Origin of the sequence: uncultured Salinisphaera sp., from assembly GCF_964012375.1 — a bacterium.
Lineage (GTDB): Bacteria > Pseudomonadota > Gammaproteobacteria > Nevskiales > Salinisphaeraceae > Salinisphaera.
Genome location: NZ_CAXGSH010000049.1, coordinates 1 through 16,058 on the forward strand (window position 1 = coordinate 1; position 16,058 = coordinate 16,058).

A 16,058-nucleotide genomic window follows, 5' to 3' on the forward strand; every position below is an offset into this window, starting at 1 on the left:
AAAAAACGGCCCCAGCACCGATGTGCTGCGACCGTTCCACCCCGAACGAATCGGGGCCCGATATCCGTCAGACAAACGTATTGATTTGCGTGCCCACGGTACCGGTGGTGGCCAAAGCCTGTTGCGGCGACACAGAAGACATCAACTGCTGCATCTGTGCGGCCTGGCTGTCGAGCGTGTCTTTTAACAGACTCGCCTGAGCATCCTGGCTTTGGTTGTGTTGCTGTAACGCCATCGCGGTTGCGACGGTCGAACTCACACTTGACGCGTCCATAGTTCTCCTTATTTAAGACATGGAACCGCAAGGGCCTATCGGCGGGCAGCTACGACGCTTGAATTCACCCCTCGCCGTCAGCAACCCGGCCGTTCAGGAATGGAGCGAGTCTTGCTGCAGGACGCATGCTAAATTTTGCGCCCCAACCGACTGAAAACACGGGTGCCATGAGCCGCGAAACCGACACCAAACGCCCCGGCCCCGTGGCTGTTCTGGTCTACTTCCTGCTCGCCTTCCCGGCAGCGGGCATACCGGCCCTGCTATTCGGCATCGCCCAGTCCGCCGGGCCGCAGCAGCAGTTCGAAGGCTCGGGCGGCACGGGTACCATCGTTGCCATGTTGGTGGCCTATGGCGTGGCGCTTCTGGTTATTCTGGGCACGTATATATCGCTCCATGGCAAGGCCCGACCGTTGTACATGGCCAACGCAATCCTCGGCGCGATGGCGCTCGCCTTGATAATGACCCTCTCCTGGCAAGGGATTATCTGAGGACAGCCAGCCGCGGACGTTTTGGGCCAGAGCGTGGCCAGGCGCGCGCGTTCTGGCATGTCCGTTCTCGCGAACCCGATCTTCGCTCGTCGTGCCCGCAAGAGGATTTGTCGCGTAGACGCCTACGCCCCGCACGCGCGACAAGCGCTTCTTGCTATCGACTAATCATCCGCCACGCTCAGCAGCAGCGCCCGGGACATGAGGCTCAAATCCTCGATATGCGCTTGGGCCGTTTCCGGATCGCGGTCGAGAACATGGGCATATCGCATGCTGCCCCACACCGTTTGCACGAGGCTGTCGATCGTGCGCTTTGGCACCGGGGCGGGCAAATCCGGCCAGGCGTTGACGAGGGGATAGACGCAGCCGCTGCATCGTTCGAAGGCGTGCTGCTGGCGTCCGGCATTGGCGACCAGCGATTCCCGCGCCAGCATTTCCCGATCGAAGTACGGACTATTCGGACTGTGTCCGTAAAGCTGTTGCACGAGCAGCGTCAGCCGGGCCCGCCACGGCAGGTGGGCATTGTCCGTATCAGTCGCGACAAGCTGATCGCACAGCCGGTCGATACAGTGCTCGTAGTAGCCGGCGAGCAGCGCGGTGCGGTTGGGGAAGTAATCGTAAATGGTGCCGACGCTGTAGCCCGTTTCTGCAGCGATGGCGCGGGTGGTGGTCGCCGCCGGCCCGTCGCGCCGCCAAATCCGAACAAAACCGTCGTAAATGGCCTGCACGGTGAATACGGCCCGAGGCTGAGTGGGCTTTTTTCGCGGCCTGGGCAGGCCTGAGCCTTGTCGAGACGACTGCATGGTAAAACCGAACCCCCGTGCGGCAAGCCGCTGCTAGCATGACCGCCAGTTTATTTCAGTCGCCGGATGCGCCGGCAAGCAGGGGCCATGACGGACACGATCACACAGTTGATGACCGACAAGACGGATCTTGGACGAACTGTAAAACAGGACGTTCCTCGCCATCGGCCTCTGGCGGACGGCGCGGCCGCTCTCGCGATCGAAACCTTTGCCCTGACCGCCAACAACATCACCTATGCGGCCTATGGCGATGCCATGCGCTATTGGAATTTCTTCCCCTGCGAAGACGGCGGCTACGGCATGATGCCGGTCTGGGGCTTTGCCACGGTCAGCGAAAGCCGCGTTGAAGGGCTCACCGAAGGCACGCGCCTGTACGGCTATTTCCCGATGGCCGACGAGCTGATCGTACAGCCGGTTCATGTGACCCAGCGCGGCTTCGTGGACGGCTCGCGCCATCGCCAGTCGCTGCCCACACCGTACAACCAATACAGCCGCGCCACCGAAGCGTTGGGGTATGCGCCGGACCTGGCCGACCACCAGATGCTGATGCGGCCGCTGTTTTTCACCTCCTGGATGCTGGCCGATTTTCTCATCGACAACGCCCATTTCGGCGCCGCCCAGCTCATCCTGTCCAGCGCATCGAGCAAGACCGCCTACGGCTGCGCCTTCGCGTTGCAGCAGGCCGGCGTGCGCCTGATCGGGCTGACCTCGCCATCCAATCAAGCCACCGTGGAAAGCCTCGGCCTCTACGACCAGGTTTTGACGTACGACGAGGTCGACAAGATCGACTCGACAACGCCTGGCGTGTATATCGATTTTTCCGGTCGCGGCGCGCTGGCCGAAGCAGTCCATAGCCATCTCGGCAACCAACTCGTACACCACGCGTCGGTAGGCTCGGCGTCCACCACGGATACCGACGCGGTCAGCGATCAGCTCGAGCCCCGTCCAACGCTATTCTTTGCGCCGAACCAGATCCGCAAGCGTATTGGCGACTGGGGCTCGGAGACACTCTATGCCCGCTATGCCGAGGCCGAGCGTTCGTTTCTCGAACGGGTGAGCGATGCCAAAGATCCATGGATGCAGGTGGAAGTGCATCACGGGCTCGACGGCGCCGCAGGCGTGATACGCGAGCTGGTGGATCACGGCGGTTCCGCCCGTGCCGGGCATGTGGTGCGGATGGGCTAGCAGTACCGTCATCCAGGCCAGCCTGCAGTATCGGGCGCGACCGGGCCATGCGTTCCGGTAGCGCGTTTCGGTGGCCGGATACCTAACCAGTTGACTCGTCCGAGCGAATCAATAGGTTTCAGAGCAACGACTCAGGTCGAATAAGGCGGCCTGCTGCATCAATCGGCAAGCGTGTTGCAAGCGTCGCCAGCGTGAAAAGACGCGGCCTTATCCGCGGGTTATCCGGTCGGCCGATGGTTGGCCTACAAGCATGTCCTGGCCGCCACACAGCCGGCAGGTGCGCCGGCATGGCGTTCGTCGATCCCCGGAGGCAGACAGAGCCCAATCAATCGCGGCGCACCCAGCAGTCTGCTGCCACGCGCCCTGCCCCAGCCCGGTTCCCTGAACACCGCCTGGCCTCACCGCTCTACAATGGTGCAGCCTCTACGCATGCGACTGGGGGCGCTGATAAAAACAAAGGAGCGAGAGATGCAGACCACGGTGGGAGAGTTTCTGTTCACACGGCTACGCCAGGCCGGAGTGAGCGACGTAATCGGCGTGCCGGGTGACTTCAACCTGAACCTGCTGGAACAGATCGAGGCCATGGACGGCATTCGATTTGTCGGCGCCTGCAATGAACTCAATGCGGCCTATGCGGCAGACGGCTATGCCCGGCGACGCGGCATCGGCGCGCTGCTGACCACCTACGGCGTGGGCGAGCTCAGCGCGCTATGCGGTATCGCCGGCGCGAACTCCGAACATCTGCCGATCTTTTCGATTGGCGGCGCCCCGCCGCTGTTTGCAACCCAGAACCGATTCCGCCTTCACCATTCGCTCGCCGACGGCGACTTCGACAACATGCTGTTGAGCATGGCGCCGTTCACGGCAACCGCGGTGCATATCGACTCCACCAACGCCGTCGAGGAGATCGATCGCGCCCTGCACCTGTGCCTGCGCAAGCAGCGCCCGGTTCATGTTCAGGTGCCCTCCGACGTATCGCATCTGCGCATCGAAGCGCCGGATACACCGTTCGACATTCGCATGCCGCCCAGCGACGCCGAACGCCTCCAGGCCGCGCTCGCCCATGTGCAGGACAAACTCGCATCGGCCACCCGGCCGGCGATCCTCCTCGATATGGACGCCGACCGCCACGGTTTGGTCGACGGCCTGCGTGCACTCGCCCATGGCGCCGGCATTCCCTATGCCCAGCTGCCCACCGCCAAGGCGCTGCTCGACGAGAACGATCCGCTGTTCCTGGGCACCTATGCCGGCGCGGCCTCAAGCGCCGACGTACGCGAGCGCGTCGAATCGGCAGACTTTCTCGTCATCACGTCGCCGCGCTTCATCGAAAGCAATTCGGGCAACTTCACCGCCCAGCTGCCCTTCGAATCGGTCGTGGACGTGCGAAACCACCGCGTGACGGTCGGCCCGGACTACTACGAGGGCGTGGTCGGCGCCGAACTGCTCGACCGCCTGGTGGAGGCACTGCCGCAGCGTAACGCCGCAGCGACCGTTGCCAATACGACAAAGCCCGCGCCGGCCGAGCAAGACCCGAGCGCGCCCGGCGACGCGCTGACCCACGCACGACTCTGGCCCCGCATGGCCCAGTTCCTGCGCGCCGGCGATGTCGTGATCGCCGAAGCCGGCACGTCGAATATCGGCCTGTCTGCCCAGCGTCTGCCGGCAGACACCGCCTACGTGGCATCCAACATCTGGGGCGCGATCGGCTACACGCTGCCCGCCCTGTTCGGCAGCCTGCTCGCCGCGCCCGAGCGCCGGCACCTGCTGTTCATCGGCGACGGCTCGTTCCAGCTCACCGCCCAGGAGCTGTCGTCGATCCTGCGCTACGACCAGCGCCCGATCATCGTGCTGATCGACAACGATGGCTACACCATCGAACGCTACATACTCGGCATGGACCGCGCCTACAACGATATCGCTGCCTGGGACTACGCCCGCCTGCCGCAGGCGTTCAACGCCAACGCGAACATGGTCTCGTATCACGCCGCCACCCACGGCGAACTCGAAGACGCGCTCACGAGAATCGAATCCTCCGACCAAGGCGCTTTCCTGATCCTCAAGCTCGACCCGAAGGACGCACCGGCGGGCTTGAAGACCTTCGGCCCGGCCGTCGCGGACTTCGACTACGGGCCGACCGGACCGCGTAACCCGTAACGGATCAGGCGGGCTAAGCAAGTTGGCTTAGCCCGCGGCGCCCCGTCTTTTGCCCAATAGCCGACCGCGACTTGTCGGGGAGCTCGTGAAAGCGCCGGGCACCAACTCGCACGGCACTGTGCGCGGCAAGCAGGCGTAGCTCATGGATCGATATACGCTGCGAGCTCATCCGGCGTACCGTTCGGGAACGCCTCTTTCAGATGCGCCACGAACGCGGACACGCGCGCGCTCAGAAAACGGCGGGACGGATACAACGTCCAGAGCGCGATCTCCGGCGCGTCCAGCGTGCCCCAGTGCAGCAATCGCCCGTCGGCTATGTCCCGGCTGGCCAGCGACAGCGGCAGACACGCCACCCCGGCACCCGCGCGCACCGCATCCCGAACCATCAGCATCGACGACAGACGAATAACCGGCTGAACCGCGATAGATGCTGGGCCGGTCGTGGTCGTCACGTCCCAGCTATCGCGCATGTCTTCCTGACCGCGTACCACCGCCGGCACCGCATCGTCACCAGCAGGCCGAGGCACCGACGGGCTTGCCACCACCACCAGCCGGTCGCGCATGAACACGCGGCCGACCAGGCTTTCCTGCGGCGCCGGATTGACCCGAATCACGAGGTCGTAGGTTTCTTCGACCATATGAACCGGCCGATCCTCGGTGGTGACCTCTACCCGCACCTCGGGGTATTTGAGCGCGAACTCGGCGGCAAGTTTGCCGAGCGCGACATGCGAGAAAAGCAGCGGCGCGCTGATGCGTAGCCGCCCGCGCGGGCGCTGCCCGCCGGCGCTGATCTCGGCCGTGCTTTCTTCCAGATCGGCCAGCAGCGCGCCCGTTCTTTCATAGAGCGCCTGGCCTTCCTCGGTCAGCTTCAGGCGGTGGCCGCCGCGTTCGAACAGACGCAGATCGAGGCTGGCTTCCAGCTCCGCGACCCGCCGCGACAGCGTGGCTTTCGGGCGCGACGCAGCGCGTGCCGCCTTGCCGAACCCGCCGTGTCGGGCCACCAGATTGAAGTCGGCAAGCGCGATTAGATTCATGTGTTCCACCAGTGAGACAGACTGTCCAAATATAGCGTCTATCGCTACGAAATTGAGCCAGTAGACTTCAAATCGTTCCTCAACACACCTCGGAGATTCACATGACCATCCTTGTTACAGGCGCTACCGGCCGAGTCGGCCGTCAGGTTGTCGACCAACTCGTTGCACGTCACGCCGATGTTCGCGTTCTGGTACGCAACCCGTCGAAAGCCACATTCCCGGCCGGCGTCGACGTCGTGCAGGGCGAGATGCTCGATATCGATGCACTGCGCCAGGCCTTCACCGGTGTAACCACCCTGTTCCTGCTGAACGCGGTAGCCGGCGACGAATTCACCCAGGCCCTGATCGCGCTCAATATCGCCCACGAGGCCGGCGTCCAGCGGGTTGTGTATCTGTCGGTGATTCACGCCGAGCGTTTCGCGAACGTGCCCCACTTCGCGGTCAAATCCGGCGCCGAACGCATGATCGAGCAGATGGGCTTCAGCGCCACGATTCTGCGCCCCGCCTATTTCATCGATAACGAAATCATGGTCACGGATGTCATCCGCGAGCACGGCGTTTACCCGATGCCGATCGGCAGCAAGGGCGTTGCCATGATCGACGTGCGCGATATCGCCGAAGTCGCCGCCCTCGAGCTGATCCGTCGCGACCAGGCCCCGGCCACACTGGGGAGCGATGCCATCAACCTGGTCGGCCCCGATACGCTCACCGGCACGGACATCGCCGCGATCTGGTCCGATGTACTCGGCCGTTCCATCGCCTACGGCGGCGACGACCCGACCGCCTTCGAGCAAAACATGGCCCACGTCATGCCGAAATGGATGGCCTACGAAATGCGCCTCATGGCCGAGCGCTATGTCAGCGACGGCATGGCCCCGGAAACCGGCGACGTCGAGCGACTCACCACCCTGCTGGGCCGGCCGCTGCATTCCTACCGCGACTTCGCCGATCAACAGGCGGTCGCGAATTGACCCGCCGCTTCGGCCGCCCCGGCTAATCGAACGCGTACCGGGCTCCAACCAACAGACCGCCCCTGGCCAGGTCAGTTCGCCTATATAAACGACGAGGCGCCGCATCCGCGGCGCCTTGCACACTACAAGGCCCGACTTAGCCTGTTGATCCAAGCGACGCAGCACTTTTCAAACGCTGTCGCCTACGCCGTCGTCGTTGCACTGACGTGAGCCGAGTTGGCGTCTGGCGAATGGCCGCCGCTCATATCACTTGGGAATTAAACATACTGCCCCCGAATCCCGCGCTGTCGCCGAATCCCGCAGGAAGTCCTCGTCCGGTACCTATTAGTCATGTTCACGCTGTCGGCGGTGCGGAATCCTGAGCGTGCTTTTCCACGGCCGCGAACGGCACATGCGCCAGGCGGCCAAACAGGGCGTGACCGATAAGTTTCGCCTTGGATAGCGACGGCGATGAGACGCCGCACAAAAAACGCGCGACGACACGTGCCGGGCCCAATACTTTCGGGTGTTGTCGTCGCAGCGTCTCCGTTTCGGCCCACACGGCCGGATCGATCTCGGTCTTGCGACGGGCCGGAATGCGCACCGGCGTGCCGTCATTCAAGCACCAGGAGCAGTGGCCGCAGGGGTCGCGCTGTTCGCCGAAGTGCGCACTCAAGGCCGCGACTTGGCAGCCGTCCGCTTCGATCAGCGCAAGCACCTCCTGCAGCCGTGCCAACTCGCTCTCCTCGCGGTGCAGCGCCTGCTCGTAGAGTGTGGCGGCCAATGCCTTCACGCTGTCGGGGCGTTGGAGAATGCGGTAGCGATGACGCACGCCGGCTGCGGTGACTTCCATCATGTCTTGCTCGCCCAGATAATCCAGCGCCGCTACGATGCGCTCGCGCGGCTGGCGCATCTCGGCGACTGCGCTATCTACATCGAGGTCGAACCAGGTGCGCGCCTTGTGTGCCCTGCGCAGCAACTCGGCCAGGAACTGCCGACGCGGCCCCTCAAACCGGGCCAGTATTTCCTGTGACGTCATCTTCGGCCGAAATCGATAACTGGCGTAGAAAGGCGTACCGCCCTTCAGATAGCCCTGCAACTCCAGATAAGTCAGCAGCGTGCGCGCGACCAACTCACGCAGGTCATGCGTGCGGGAGAGCGCCGACAGGCTGATGTCGAATTCCTCTTCCTGCGCGAATAGGTCGTGCAGAAAAGAATCGATCGCTGCCGCCGTGGGCGTATCGCCATAGACGAAATTTTCCAGCGTGTTCTGGTCGTCGGCGCAAGCCAGCATCTCGCACACGGCATTCTTGCCGTCGCGCCCGGCTCGGCCGATCTCCTGGGCGTAGTTTTCCAGGCTCTTGGGCAAGTTGTAGTGATAGACGTAGCGGATGTCGGCCTTGTCGATACCCATGCCGAACGCGATCGTCGCCACCACAATGCCGTCGTTCGAACGCACGAACCACTCCTGCACCACGCTGCGCTTATCGCTATCCATGCCGGCGTGGTAGGCCCGTGCCGGATGGCCCGCATCGGCCAGCTGTTGCGCCACCTGCTCCGCCGTACGTTGAAGAGTCACATAAACGATCGTCGGCCCCGCCGGCCGCTCGTTCAGACGCGCCAGCAGATCATGGTCACGCTGTTCCACCGTGGTCGGCGAGAACAGCAGCTTCAGGTTGGGACGATAGAAAGCCGTACGCACGGCACAGTCGGCGCCGATATCGAGTACCCGGCAAATGTCGTCCAACACGGCCGGGGTGGCCGTCGCGGTCAGCGCCAACAGGCGCTCGGCCTTGGCCGCCTTGGCGAAACCGACCAGCTTGAGATAGTCGGGGCGGAAATTGTGCCCCCATTCCGAGATGCAATGCGCCTCGTCGACCGCAAACAGCGATACCCGCAATTGGCTCAGCGTTTGCCGAAAACGTTCGTTGTTGAACCGCTCCGGCGCCACGTACAAAAGACGCAATTCGCCTGAACGCAGACGATCCATCACGTTGCGGTAACCCTCGGCGTCGAGGCTCGAATCCAGCCGCTGCGCGGCGATGCCACGGGCGGTCAAGGCATCGATCTGATCCTTCATCAACGCGATCAACGGCGATACCACCAACGTGATACCCGGCAACGCCAACGCCGGCAGCTGATAGCACAGCGATTTACCGCCGCCGGTGGGAAATACCGCCGCCGCGGAACGGCCCGCCAGCAGATGCTCTATCACCTCACGCTGGCCAGATTGAAAGCGGTCGTAACCGAAATACGCCTTAAGCAAGCGATCAGGCTGGTCGTCCATGGTGCCCCCAGCAATTCAAATCAAACCCTCGGCCCCAGGTTCACGATACTACGGAAGCATCAGACTGTTCATTGGCCGGGGGCCGGCATATTGTGGCCGCGCGGATTAGGCGTCACGGGCGAGCCATGGCTGCCTTGTATCTCGGTTTGAGGTTGAGTTCTACCACGGTCATGCACGATGCATGGCCTGCCCTATCGCCTTGCTAGCGTTCAAAACGGACACGTTATGCGCTAGGCCGGGCGAGCCTCTCATGCGTAGCTGTAGCGGATACCAACTCGCCCATTAAAAATGCGGCGCCCGGCTTGCCCTCGTCATGACGGTCGACGCAAACGTATGCTGACCGTTTCACGTCGCTACGCGGGTCGAGCCAGGTGTGACCAAACCCCGTGTTCTGGGGCATCACCTCAGGTACGGCCCACGTAGACTGCGACTACTTTCACGTCGAGGTCCCCATGCAACACAGCCGCGATCGAATACTGACCACCCATACCGGCAGCCTTCCGCGTCCGCGCGCGCTGTCGGAACTGCTGGTCAAGCAGGAAAAAGGTAAGCCAGTGGACGCCGACGAGCTGGCTCGCCGTATCGACGAGGGCGTGGCCCAGGCGGTTAAAGGTCAGATCGATGCCGGGCTGGATGTGATCAACGACGGCGAAGCGCCGCGCGTCGGGTTTTCCACTTACGTGGTCGAGCGCATGAGCGGCTTCGGCGGTGAGCAGCGGCGCAAGACCGCACTCGATATGCAGCGCTTTCCCGGCTATGCCGACCATATGGCACGCCAGATCGGCGTGGCGGAAGATCTGGCCCGGGTGTGGGATACGGCCGAAGCTCAGCAGGCCGTCCACTACGAAGACTCGCTGGCGGGCGTCACCGCCGAGCTGGATGCCTTCGATCGCGGCCTGGCCCATCATCCGAAACCGGCCGAAACCTTCATGACCGCGGCGTCCCCCGGCGTGGTGACAACGACCATGCTGCGCGCCGAGAATAACCCGGCGTACCGCACCGACCGCGACTATGTACTGGCCGTCGCGAAAGAGATGAAAAAGGAATACGACGCCATCGTCGCCCGCGGCCATCTGCTGCAACTCGATGCACCGGACCTGGCCATGGAACGCGTGGTGATGTTTGGCGACGCGCCGCTCGGCACTTTCCTCGAACGCGTGGAACTGCATGTAGAAGCGATCAACCTCGCGCTGGCCGATATCCCGCCCGAGAAGGTGCGCCTGCACGTGTGCTGGGGCAACTGGCAAGGCCCGCACCAGGACGACGTGCCGGTGGACGAGCTGCTGCCGATTCTCTATCGGGCCAACGTGGGCGCATTGAGCATCCCGCTCGGCAATCCGCGCCACGAGCACGAAACCGTTGCCTTCAAGCAGCATCCGCTACCGGACGGCATGCTGCTACTGCCCGGCGTGATCGACGTCACCACCAACTACCTCGAACACCCGCAGGTCGTGGCCAACCGTATCTGTGCCGCCGTGGATGCCGTGGGCGATCGCGAGCGCGTCATCGCCGGCACCGACTGTGGTTTTGGCACCTTCGCCAGCTATGAATTCGTGGCACCGGATGTGGCCTGGGCCAAGCTCGGGTCGCTGGGCGAAGGCGCAGCGCTCGCTTCGAAGCGTATCTGGGGCTGAGGGCCTACGCAGGGTCATCCTCGGGCGTGCCGATGTAGCTTTTGGGCAACCACCAAGCGGGCGGCGGCGGCCAGTGCATGAGCTGGCGCGTGACAACCTTTGATGAATAGGCGTCGTGCTCGCCGGCTCGCGAATTAAATAGCCTGTCCGCGGATGAAGCGCGACCTTAATCCACCGACTATTTAAACCATGGCCCGACAGGCCACTTTTACGTTGACGCCCTCCTGCGTCTCTCCTCGATCCTCAAAAATCCCAGGGCGATAAAAACAACAGCATGGCTACTACCCAAAAGCGAAGTGATCGTAACCGCCCAAGCAGAAGCCCAGCTTTCACAAAGGCCTCCATCAACGCCTATTCCCAAGAAAAACCTCATTGCGACCTGTAATGCAACTGCATACCTGTTAGAAAGGCCTTCAATAGAGCCGGAAACCAACCCGAATACGCAAAAAAACATCGCTAAATTAGCAGACAGCCAAAACGTGTAAGCCATGTAACGCAACGCGAGCAGCGGTATCTCCGGGACGTCGACTCTTAGCTTCGTACTGAGGCTCCATAAGTTAAGAGAGTATGCGAAGACAATCGCGCTAAGGCAGAACAACAGACCGCTAGGGGATTCGCCGTTACAAGCAAACCCAACTATGAGTAGAAGTAGAACACCTAGCCAAGGCAATAAGATCTCGCCGAATTCCCGTAATCTATGCGAACGTCTAAGAACGATAGTTCAATACCTCCCTACGACAACTCACGAATCTTCTGCACAAACTGACGACTCCTGAATTAAATATACTGCCGCCGGCTGCTCTCGGGAAATCGTGGTCTATCCCCAATTATTCCCGCGGGGACGCATCATACTGTCCCCGGATCACACGGATCACACGGATCACGTGCCGTGCTTGCGTCACAACGGACGTGTTGCGATTGGAACCTGAATCCACCCCCTAGCTGACCGCTGAAACTCTCCGGCCTCGACGCCAGCATACGGGTGAACGCTTATTGTCCCGTAGCACGGACACGCGATTCATAACGCGCGATCATAGTTGAAATATCCGGGTCGCCGATTTGAGGCTCTAATTCGCGCATTCGCGTAATGGCCTCGTCGATCACAGCGTATTCCCCACCGTGCCTCAAAAAAGCCATACCCAAATCGCCGAACGTTCGCAAATTGTGTTTGTTCGCTGGAAATTTATCGAATATCGCATCCAAACGGGTCTTCGCATCTGACAATATTACAATTTTATCTTCAAGCATCAAACCCGGTGATCGATCAGCTCGAGCCATCAGAAGCATAACTTCATACCGCCGAATTGAAACATCCGGACGCTTAAAATCCTTTTCAAATATTCTTATCTCAGTATCCGCTCTTTGAAAGTCGTCCATATCGATAAGGTTTCGGATGAGACGATGCCTAGGAATTCGTTCACCTGGAGCTATCGATATCATCCTTCTGAGCAACCGATTACGTTCCTTCTTCGAGCTAATCCTTTGGATTCCAGTCTCAAAATTGCAAAGCTGCCTGATAGTATTAAGTTCTATCTCATAGCTAGGCACAAGATTGCTTAAAACACGTTCGTAAAGATCCACAAAATTTTGTTCAGAGCCAAATTTATATCGGGCTATTATCGCCATAACAAGTTCGTGACGCCCTTTCCACCCAAAAATTCCGTCACGCTTATCAATGTCGTACTCACGAATGATGTCGCTTAGCTTATTTAGAATTGGATCCACAAAACCAGTATCTAACCCAAGCGCGCGTATCACAAGTTGACGATGCACGTTGATGCCCGAACTCTCCATAGCAGCGACAAACTTATATATATCTTGGCTTTGCTGGTCTAGCGCCGCATACTCGCGGAGCAAAATATCATCTAAGCTATCGGACGCGAATATATTCTTCAGACACACAAACATATCCGCCTCACAACGGACCTTAAGCCTTTTTCTTCTTTCAGCCAGCGAAAATCCCGCAAAATTATTTTCTACCAGCTTTCCGATTTGCGAACTCGAATCGACTAGCGCTAGCAAATCGATAATCTCGGCATCGTCCAACTTTGATATGTTGTACGATACACCGATATGGAAGAACGAAGGCGTTTTAACGCGTGGCCCCCAATGATTGCGCTGCGAAACACATATAATTTTTAAATTTTCAATGGCCTTCGCCACTAATTGATCCAGAAGCCTATTAAGCTCATGAAGGTAGTTATGCGCCTCGTCTATAAAGAGGACGCCCGACTCATTGTCATTCGAGAGTTTTTCGGCGACTTCCAGCCAATCAGAAGCCGCGAAATCGGCATCATGCTTATGCTCCCACAAGAATTTTGACTCATCTTCTGGCTGACCACTAAAACTTGCTAATATTTGCCTGGCGAGCGTTGTTTTTCCTGTACCAGCCGCACCCAGGATTACCGCCACGAAGTGCTCGCTATTGAACAGCTGATTGACGATTTTTTCTGAGCAAGTCCTTCGAAAAGTTAAGTCGTCAGCTATGTCGCCGTAGGTCGCCGGCCAACCGTTAAACATGTCACTAACGTTAGATCGCTGGTTATTCAGCGCATGTGCGACATCTACAGTCGTTGCGTTAAGCCGCTGTACTTTATCGAAAGGATGTCCTGAGAAGTGAAAGGATCGTTGCGGCGTCGGAGCGGCTTTTGCTAGCTGGGAGAAAAAATCGTCGATGCCACCAAATGCGACTCTCAACCCTCGGTTTTCTTGTATAGCCGCCTGCTGTTTGCTTTCCCCGTAGATTAATAGCGTGATGCGACGATTGCTCCCAGACTCGCTTTTAATACGGAGAGCTCTACTGATAATGGCTTTAATGTGCGGATCGGAGAGAGAATAACCTATAATCAGGGTGTCATTTTCGAGCATCTTAAACTTCAAAGTATCAAAAATCTGCTCCCGATACTCTTCAGTTAATTCGTAATCCGTAGTGCTTATGATTATCCGAGATTGGTGCCCCTCACATACGTCTTTCTCAATAGTGCCATGTACTTTATAAATAGCTGGTAACGACTTGTCGTAGCGTGGCGAGAAATCGAAGTTACAAGTGAAAATATTTACGGGGCTCTTTTTGTAGGAATACGCAGTTTCCAGCAAAGAGTCGTAGTTTGTGGTGAAGATCCCAGCCCAGTCATAATTTGGAATATTCAGCAGCCCGCCAGTAGGGCTTACGTCGCCAAGTTGCTTACGTACCTCACTTATTAGTTCTGATCTTGGGTGATCTATCTCAACTAAAGTTGCAACGTCAGCTAAATCACACCCTGTGGCGTCTAAATTGAACCGGCCGGCGAGAGCCGTCGCTAAAGTTGAAGCAGATGGAGCGCCGGAAGGAATCGAAGAACCAGCTCCGAAAAATAGTATGGTCTCTTGCGGATTGATAGCTTGAGCTAGTGTATGAAGCTCTATCGGCATTCTTAACCCCCCAAAAAAAGCGGGCTTAAAGCCCGCTTTTAAGTTATCAGATCAATCCCAGCTAAGCGCCCCGCCCGACTGATACTCAATCACTCGAGTCTCGAAGAAGTTCTTCTCCTTCTTCAGATCCATCATCTCGCTCATCCACGGGAACGGGTTTTCCGCGCCGGGGTAGAGCTCGGCGAGGCCGATCTGCGAGCAGCGGCGGTTGGCGATGAACTTCATGTATTCGTCGAACATGCTGGCGTTCAGGCCGAGCACGCCGCGGGGCATGGTGTCGTGGGCGTATTCGATTTCCAGGTGCATGGCTTCGTCGATCATGCGACGGGCTTCATCCTGGAATTCCTGCGTCCAGAGGTTCGGGTTTTCGATCTTGATCTGGTTGATCACGTCGATGCCGAAGTTCAGGTGCATCGACTCGTCGCGCATGATGTATTGCATCTGCTCGGCGGTGCCGGTCATCTTGTTGCGGCGGCCGAAGCTCAGATACTGCACGAAGCCGGCATAGAACCAGATGCCTTCGAAGATCACGTAGAAGGCGATCAGGTCACGCAAAAAGATCTGATCGTTTTCGTGGGTGCCGGTCTGGAAGTTGGGGTCGTTCAGGCTCTGGGTGTACTGCATGGCCCAGGCGGCCTTGTTGTGCACGCTGGGCAGCTCGCGGTACATGTTGAAGATCTCGCCCTCGTCGAGGTTGAGGCTTTCCACGATGTACTGGAAGGTGTGCCCGTGCACGGCTTCCTCGAAGGCCTGGCGCAGCAGGTACTGGCGGCATTCGGGGTTGGTGAGGTGCTTGTACACACCCAGCACGATGTTGTTGGCGACCAGCGATTCGCTGGAGGCGAAGAAGCCGAAGCCGCGCTTCAGGATCAGGCGCTCGTCTTCGGTGAGGGCGTCCGGGTCCTGCCACATGGCGATGTCGGCAGACATGCTCACTTCCTGCGGCATCCAGTGGTTAGCGCAGGCGTTGAGGTACTTTTCCCAGGCCCAGGTGTACTTGAAGGGTACGAGCTGGTTGACGTCGGCGCGGCAGTTGATGATGCGCTTTTCGTCCACGGAAACACGGCCGGCGCCGAGTTCGACCTGTTCCAGGCCGGTAACGGCTTCGGCATGCTCGCCTTCGTGGCTGGGGCGCTCTTCGGCCTTGTCCAGGGCGAACGGATCGGGCGCGTCGCCGGCGGGGTTCGGGTTGGTGGTGCTGGCGTGGTCCCGGTTGGGGATGCCCTGGCGCGGTGTGTCTTCGAAGTCGAGCATGGTGGCTTTCCTTTTGCTGTGCTTCGTTAAAAAGCGGTGTTCTGTTGCGTCGTTACGCGCGTTATTTGGACGTTCTTTCCGCCGCCTGCACGATCTCGATGTCTTTCTTGAGCATTTGATTGGCTAGCTCGCGCGGCTCAATGCCTTGATCGCGCGAGCGTTTGGCCAAAAACTCCATGACATCGCTGTCGAGATACAACGGAATATTGTGCGAGGCGTTGGGCCGATAGAATTTGCCGCGTTCGCCTTTTGAAAAATCGTATTCGTCTTTCATATGTCGCCACCTTCGTAGTCGCGTTGTTCCCGTCTGCTGGCACGCCGCGCCGAGATAATGCGTATATCGATCTCGTTTTCGCTCCACTCGGCCAAGGTGTGAACCACGACCAGCAAGCCTGTTTCCGGTACTACACCGAGTGTAATCCAACGCTCTTCGGTCTCGCTGTGCGCTGGATCGGCAATCGTCAGAGCCAGCGGATCACGGAACACGCCGGCGGCAACATCAAAACTCACGCCGTGTTTCCGTCGGTTGGAACGCGCTTTTGCAGCATCCCATCGGTAACGAAAACACGGCGTGCTCATGGCTAACG

General features: G+C 59.4%; 13 protein-coding genes. 5 read left to right on the forward strand and 8 right to left on the reverse strand.

Annotation, left to right across the window (positions count from 1 at the left end; all coding sequences use genetic code 11):
* Positions 1-67 precede the first annotated feature (67 nt).
* A complete protein-coding gene (locus ABNU97_RS09975) occupies positions 68-274 on the reverse strand; it encodes a putative motility protein (protein WP_348766584.1) in 207 nt (68 codons plus the stop codon).
* Positions 275-441: 167 nt separating this feature from the next.
* Here ABNU97_RS09975 and ABNU97_RS09980 point away from each other — a divergent pair, with 167 nt between their 5' ends.
* Positions 442-762 (forward strand): hypothetical protein, encoded by a 321-nt coding sequence (locus tag ABNU97_RS09980; RefSeq protein WP_348766585.1) that lies wholly within the window; start codon positions 442-444, stop codon positions 760-762.
* A gap of 161 nt (positions 763-923) precedes the next feature.
* Here the strand turns inward: ABNU97_RS09980 and ABNU97_RS09985 are convergent, their stop codons facing one another.
* Positions 924-1,487 carry a TetR/AcrR family transcriptional regulator gene (locus tag ABNU97_RS09985; RefSeq protein ID WP_348766586.1) on the reverse strand — a complete coding sequence of 188 codons (564 nt, stop codon included), beginning with the start codon at positions 1,485-1,487 and terminating at the stop codon, positions 924-926.
* A gap of 162 nt (positions 1,488-1,649) precedes the next feature.
* On the opposite strand from ABNU97_RS09985, the gene ABNU97_RS09990 reads away from it, so the two are divergent.
* Together ABNU97_RS09990 and ABNU97_RS09995 are read left to right on the forward strand one after the other, a co-directional pair.
* A complete protein-coding gene (locus ABNU97_RS09990; protein WP_348766587.1) occupies positions 1,650-2,747 on the forward strand; it encodes a DUF2855 family protein in 1,098 nt (365 codons plus the stop codon).
* A 468-nt stretch (positions 2,748-3,215) separates the two neighbouring features.
* Complete coding sequence (locus ABNU97_RS09995; protein ID WP_348766588.1) at positions 3,216-4,901, forward strand: thiamine pyrophosphate-binding protein; 1,686 nt, start codon at positions 3,216-3,218, stop codon at positions 4,899-4,901.
* A gap of 140 nt (positions 4,902-5,041) precedes the next feature.
* Here the strand turns inward: ABNU97_RS09995 and ABNU97_RS10000 are convergent, their stop codons facing one another.
* Positions 5,042-5,935 carry a LysR family transcriptional regulator gene (locus ABNU97_RS10000; RefSeq protein ID WP_348766589.1) on the reverse strand — a complete coding sequence of 298 codons (894 nt, stop codon included), beginning with the start codon at positions 5,933-5,935 and terminating at the stop codon, positions 5,042-5,044.
* Positions 5,936-6,036: 101 nt separating this feature from the next.
* Between ABNU97_RS10000 and ABNU97_RS10005 the strand changes: the two genes are divergently transcribed.
* Positions 6,037-6,906 carry an NmrA family NAD(P)-binding protein gene (locus tag ABNU97_RS10005; protein ID WP_348766590.1) on the forward strand — a complete coding sequence of 290 codons (870 nt, stop codon included), beginning with the start codon at positions 6,037-6,039 and terminating at the stop codon, positions 6,904-6,906.
* A gap of 334 nt (positions 6,907-7,240) precedes the next feature.
* Here the strand turns inward: ABNU97_RS10005 and ABNU97_RS10010 are convergent, their stop codons facing one another.
* On the reverse strand, positions 7,241-9,172 hold the full coding sequence (locus ABNU97_RS10010) for an ATP-dependent DNA helicase RecQ (RefSeq protein ID WP_348766591.1): 1,932 nt from the start codon (positions 9,170-9,172) through the stop codon (positions 7,241-7,243).
* Positions 9,173-9,624: 452 nt separating this feature from the next.
* On the opposite strand from ABNU97_RS10010, the gene ABNU97_RS10015 reads away from it, so the two are divergent.
* Positions 9,625-10,806, forward strand: a complete 1,182-nt coding sequence (locus ABNU97_RS10015; RefSeq protein ID WP_348766592.1) for a cobalamin-independent methionine synthase II family protein — start codon at positions 9,625-9,627, stop codon at positions 10,804-10,806.
* 990 nt (positions 10,807-11,796) lie between these two features.
* Here ABNU97_RS10015 and ABNU97_RS10020 read toward each other — a convergent pair.
* The 4 genes from ABNU97_RS10020 to ABNU97_RS10035 form a co-directional block, all read right to left on the reverse strand.
* On the reverse strand, positions 11,797-14,217 hold the full coding sequence (locus tag ABNU97_RS10020) for an SIR2 family protein (protein WP_348766593.1): 2,421 nt from the start codon (positions 14,215-14,217) through the stop codon (positions 11,797-11,799).
* A gap of 51 nt (positions 14,218-14,268) precedes the next feature.
* Entirely contained in the window at positions 14,269-15,471 is a 1,203-nt protein-coding gene (locus tag ABNU97_RS10025) for a ribonucleotide-diphosphate reductase subunit beta (protein ID WP_348766594.1), read from the reverse strand.
* A gap of 61 nt (positions 15,472-15,532) precedes the next feature.
* Positions 15,533-15,745, reverse strand: a complete 213-nt coding sequence (locus tag ABNU97_RS10030; protein ID WP_348766595.1) for a hypothetical protein — start codon at positions 15,743-15,745, stop codon at positions 15,533-15,535.
* Positions 15,742-16,050, reverse strand: a complete 309-nt coding sequence (locus tag ABNU97_RS10035) for a BrnT family toxin (protein WP_348766596.1) — start codon at positions 16,048-16,050, stop codon at positions 15,742-15,744. The genes ABNU97_RS10030 and ABNU97_RS10035 overlap by 4 nt, the downstream gene beginning before the upstream one ends.
* Positions 16,051-16,058: the final 8 nt, after the last annotated feature.

Excerpts from the sequence above, each read along its gene's own strand:
- ABNU97_RS10015 (WP_348766592.1), top strand. The coding sequence starts at position 9,625 with ATGCAACACAGCCGCGATCGAATACTGACCACCCATACCGGCAGCCTT.
- ABNU97_RS10035 (WP_348766596.1), bottom strand. The coding sequence starts at position 16,050 with ATGAGCACGCCGTGTTTTCGTTACCGATGGGATGCTGCAAAAGCGCGT.
- ABNU97_RS10005 (WP_348766590.1), top strand. The coding sequence starts at position 6,037 with ATGACCATCCTTGTTACAGGCGCTACCGGCCGAGTCGGCCGTCAGGTT.
- ABNU97_RS10020 (WP_348766593.1), bottom strand. The coding sequence starts at position 14,217 with ATGCCGATAGAGCTTCATACACTAGCTCAAGCTATCAATCCGCAAGAG.
- ABNU97_RS10025 (WP_348766594.1), bottom strand. The coding sequence starts at position 15,471 with ATGCTCGACTTCGAAGACACACCGCGCCAGGGCATCCCCAACCGGGAC.
- ABNU97_RS09975 (WP_348766584.1), bottom strand. The coding sequence starts at position 274 with ATGGACGCGTCAAGTGTGAGTTCGACCGTCGCAACCGCGATGGCGTTA.
- ABNU97_RS10030 (WP_348766595.1), bottom strand. The coding sequence starts at position 15,745 with ATGAAAGACGAATACGATTTTTCAAAAGGCGAACGCGGCAAATTCTAT.
- ABNU97_RS10010 (WP_348766591.1), bottom strand. The coding sequence starts at position 9,172 with ATGGACGACCAGCCTGATCGCTTGCTTAAGGCGTATTTCGGTTACGAC.
- ABNU97_RS09995 (WP_348766588.1), top strand. The coding sequence starts at position 3,216 with ATGCAGACCACGGTGGGAGAGTTTCTGTTCACACGGCTACGCCAGGCC.
- ABNU97_RS09990 (WP_348766587.1), top strand. The coding sequence starts at position 1,650 with ATGACGGACACGATCACACAGTTGATGACCGACAAGACGGATCTTGGA.
- ABNU97_RS10000 (WP_348766589.1), bottom strand. The coding sequence starts at position 5,935 with ATGAATCTAATCGCGCTTGCCGACTTCAATCTGGTGGCCCGACACGGC.
- ABNU97_RS09980 (WP_348766585.1), top strand. The coding sequence starts at position 442 with ATGAGCCGCGAAACCGACACCAAACGCCCCGGCCCCGTGGCTGTTCTG.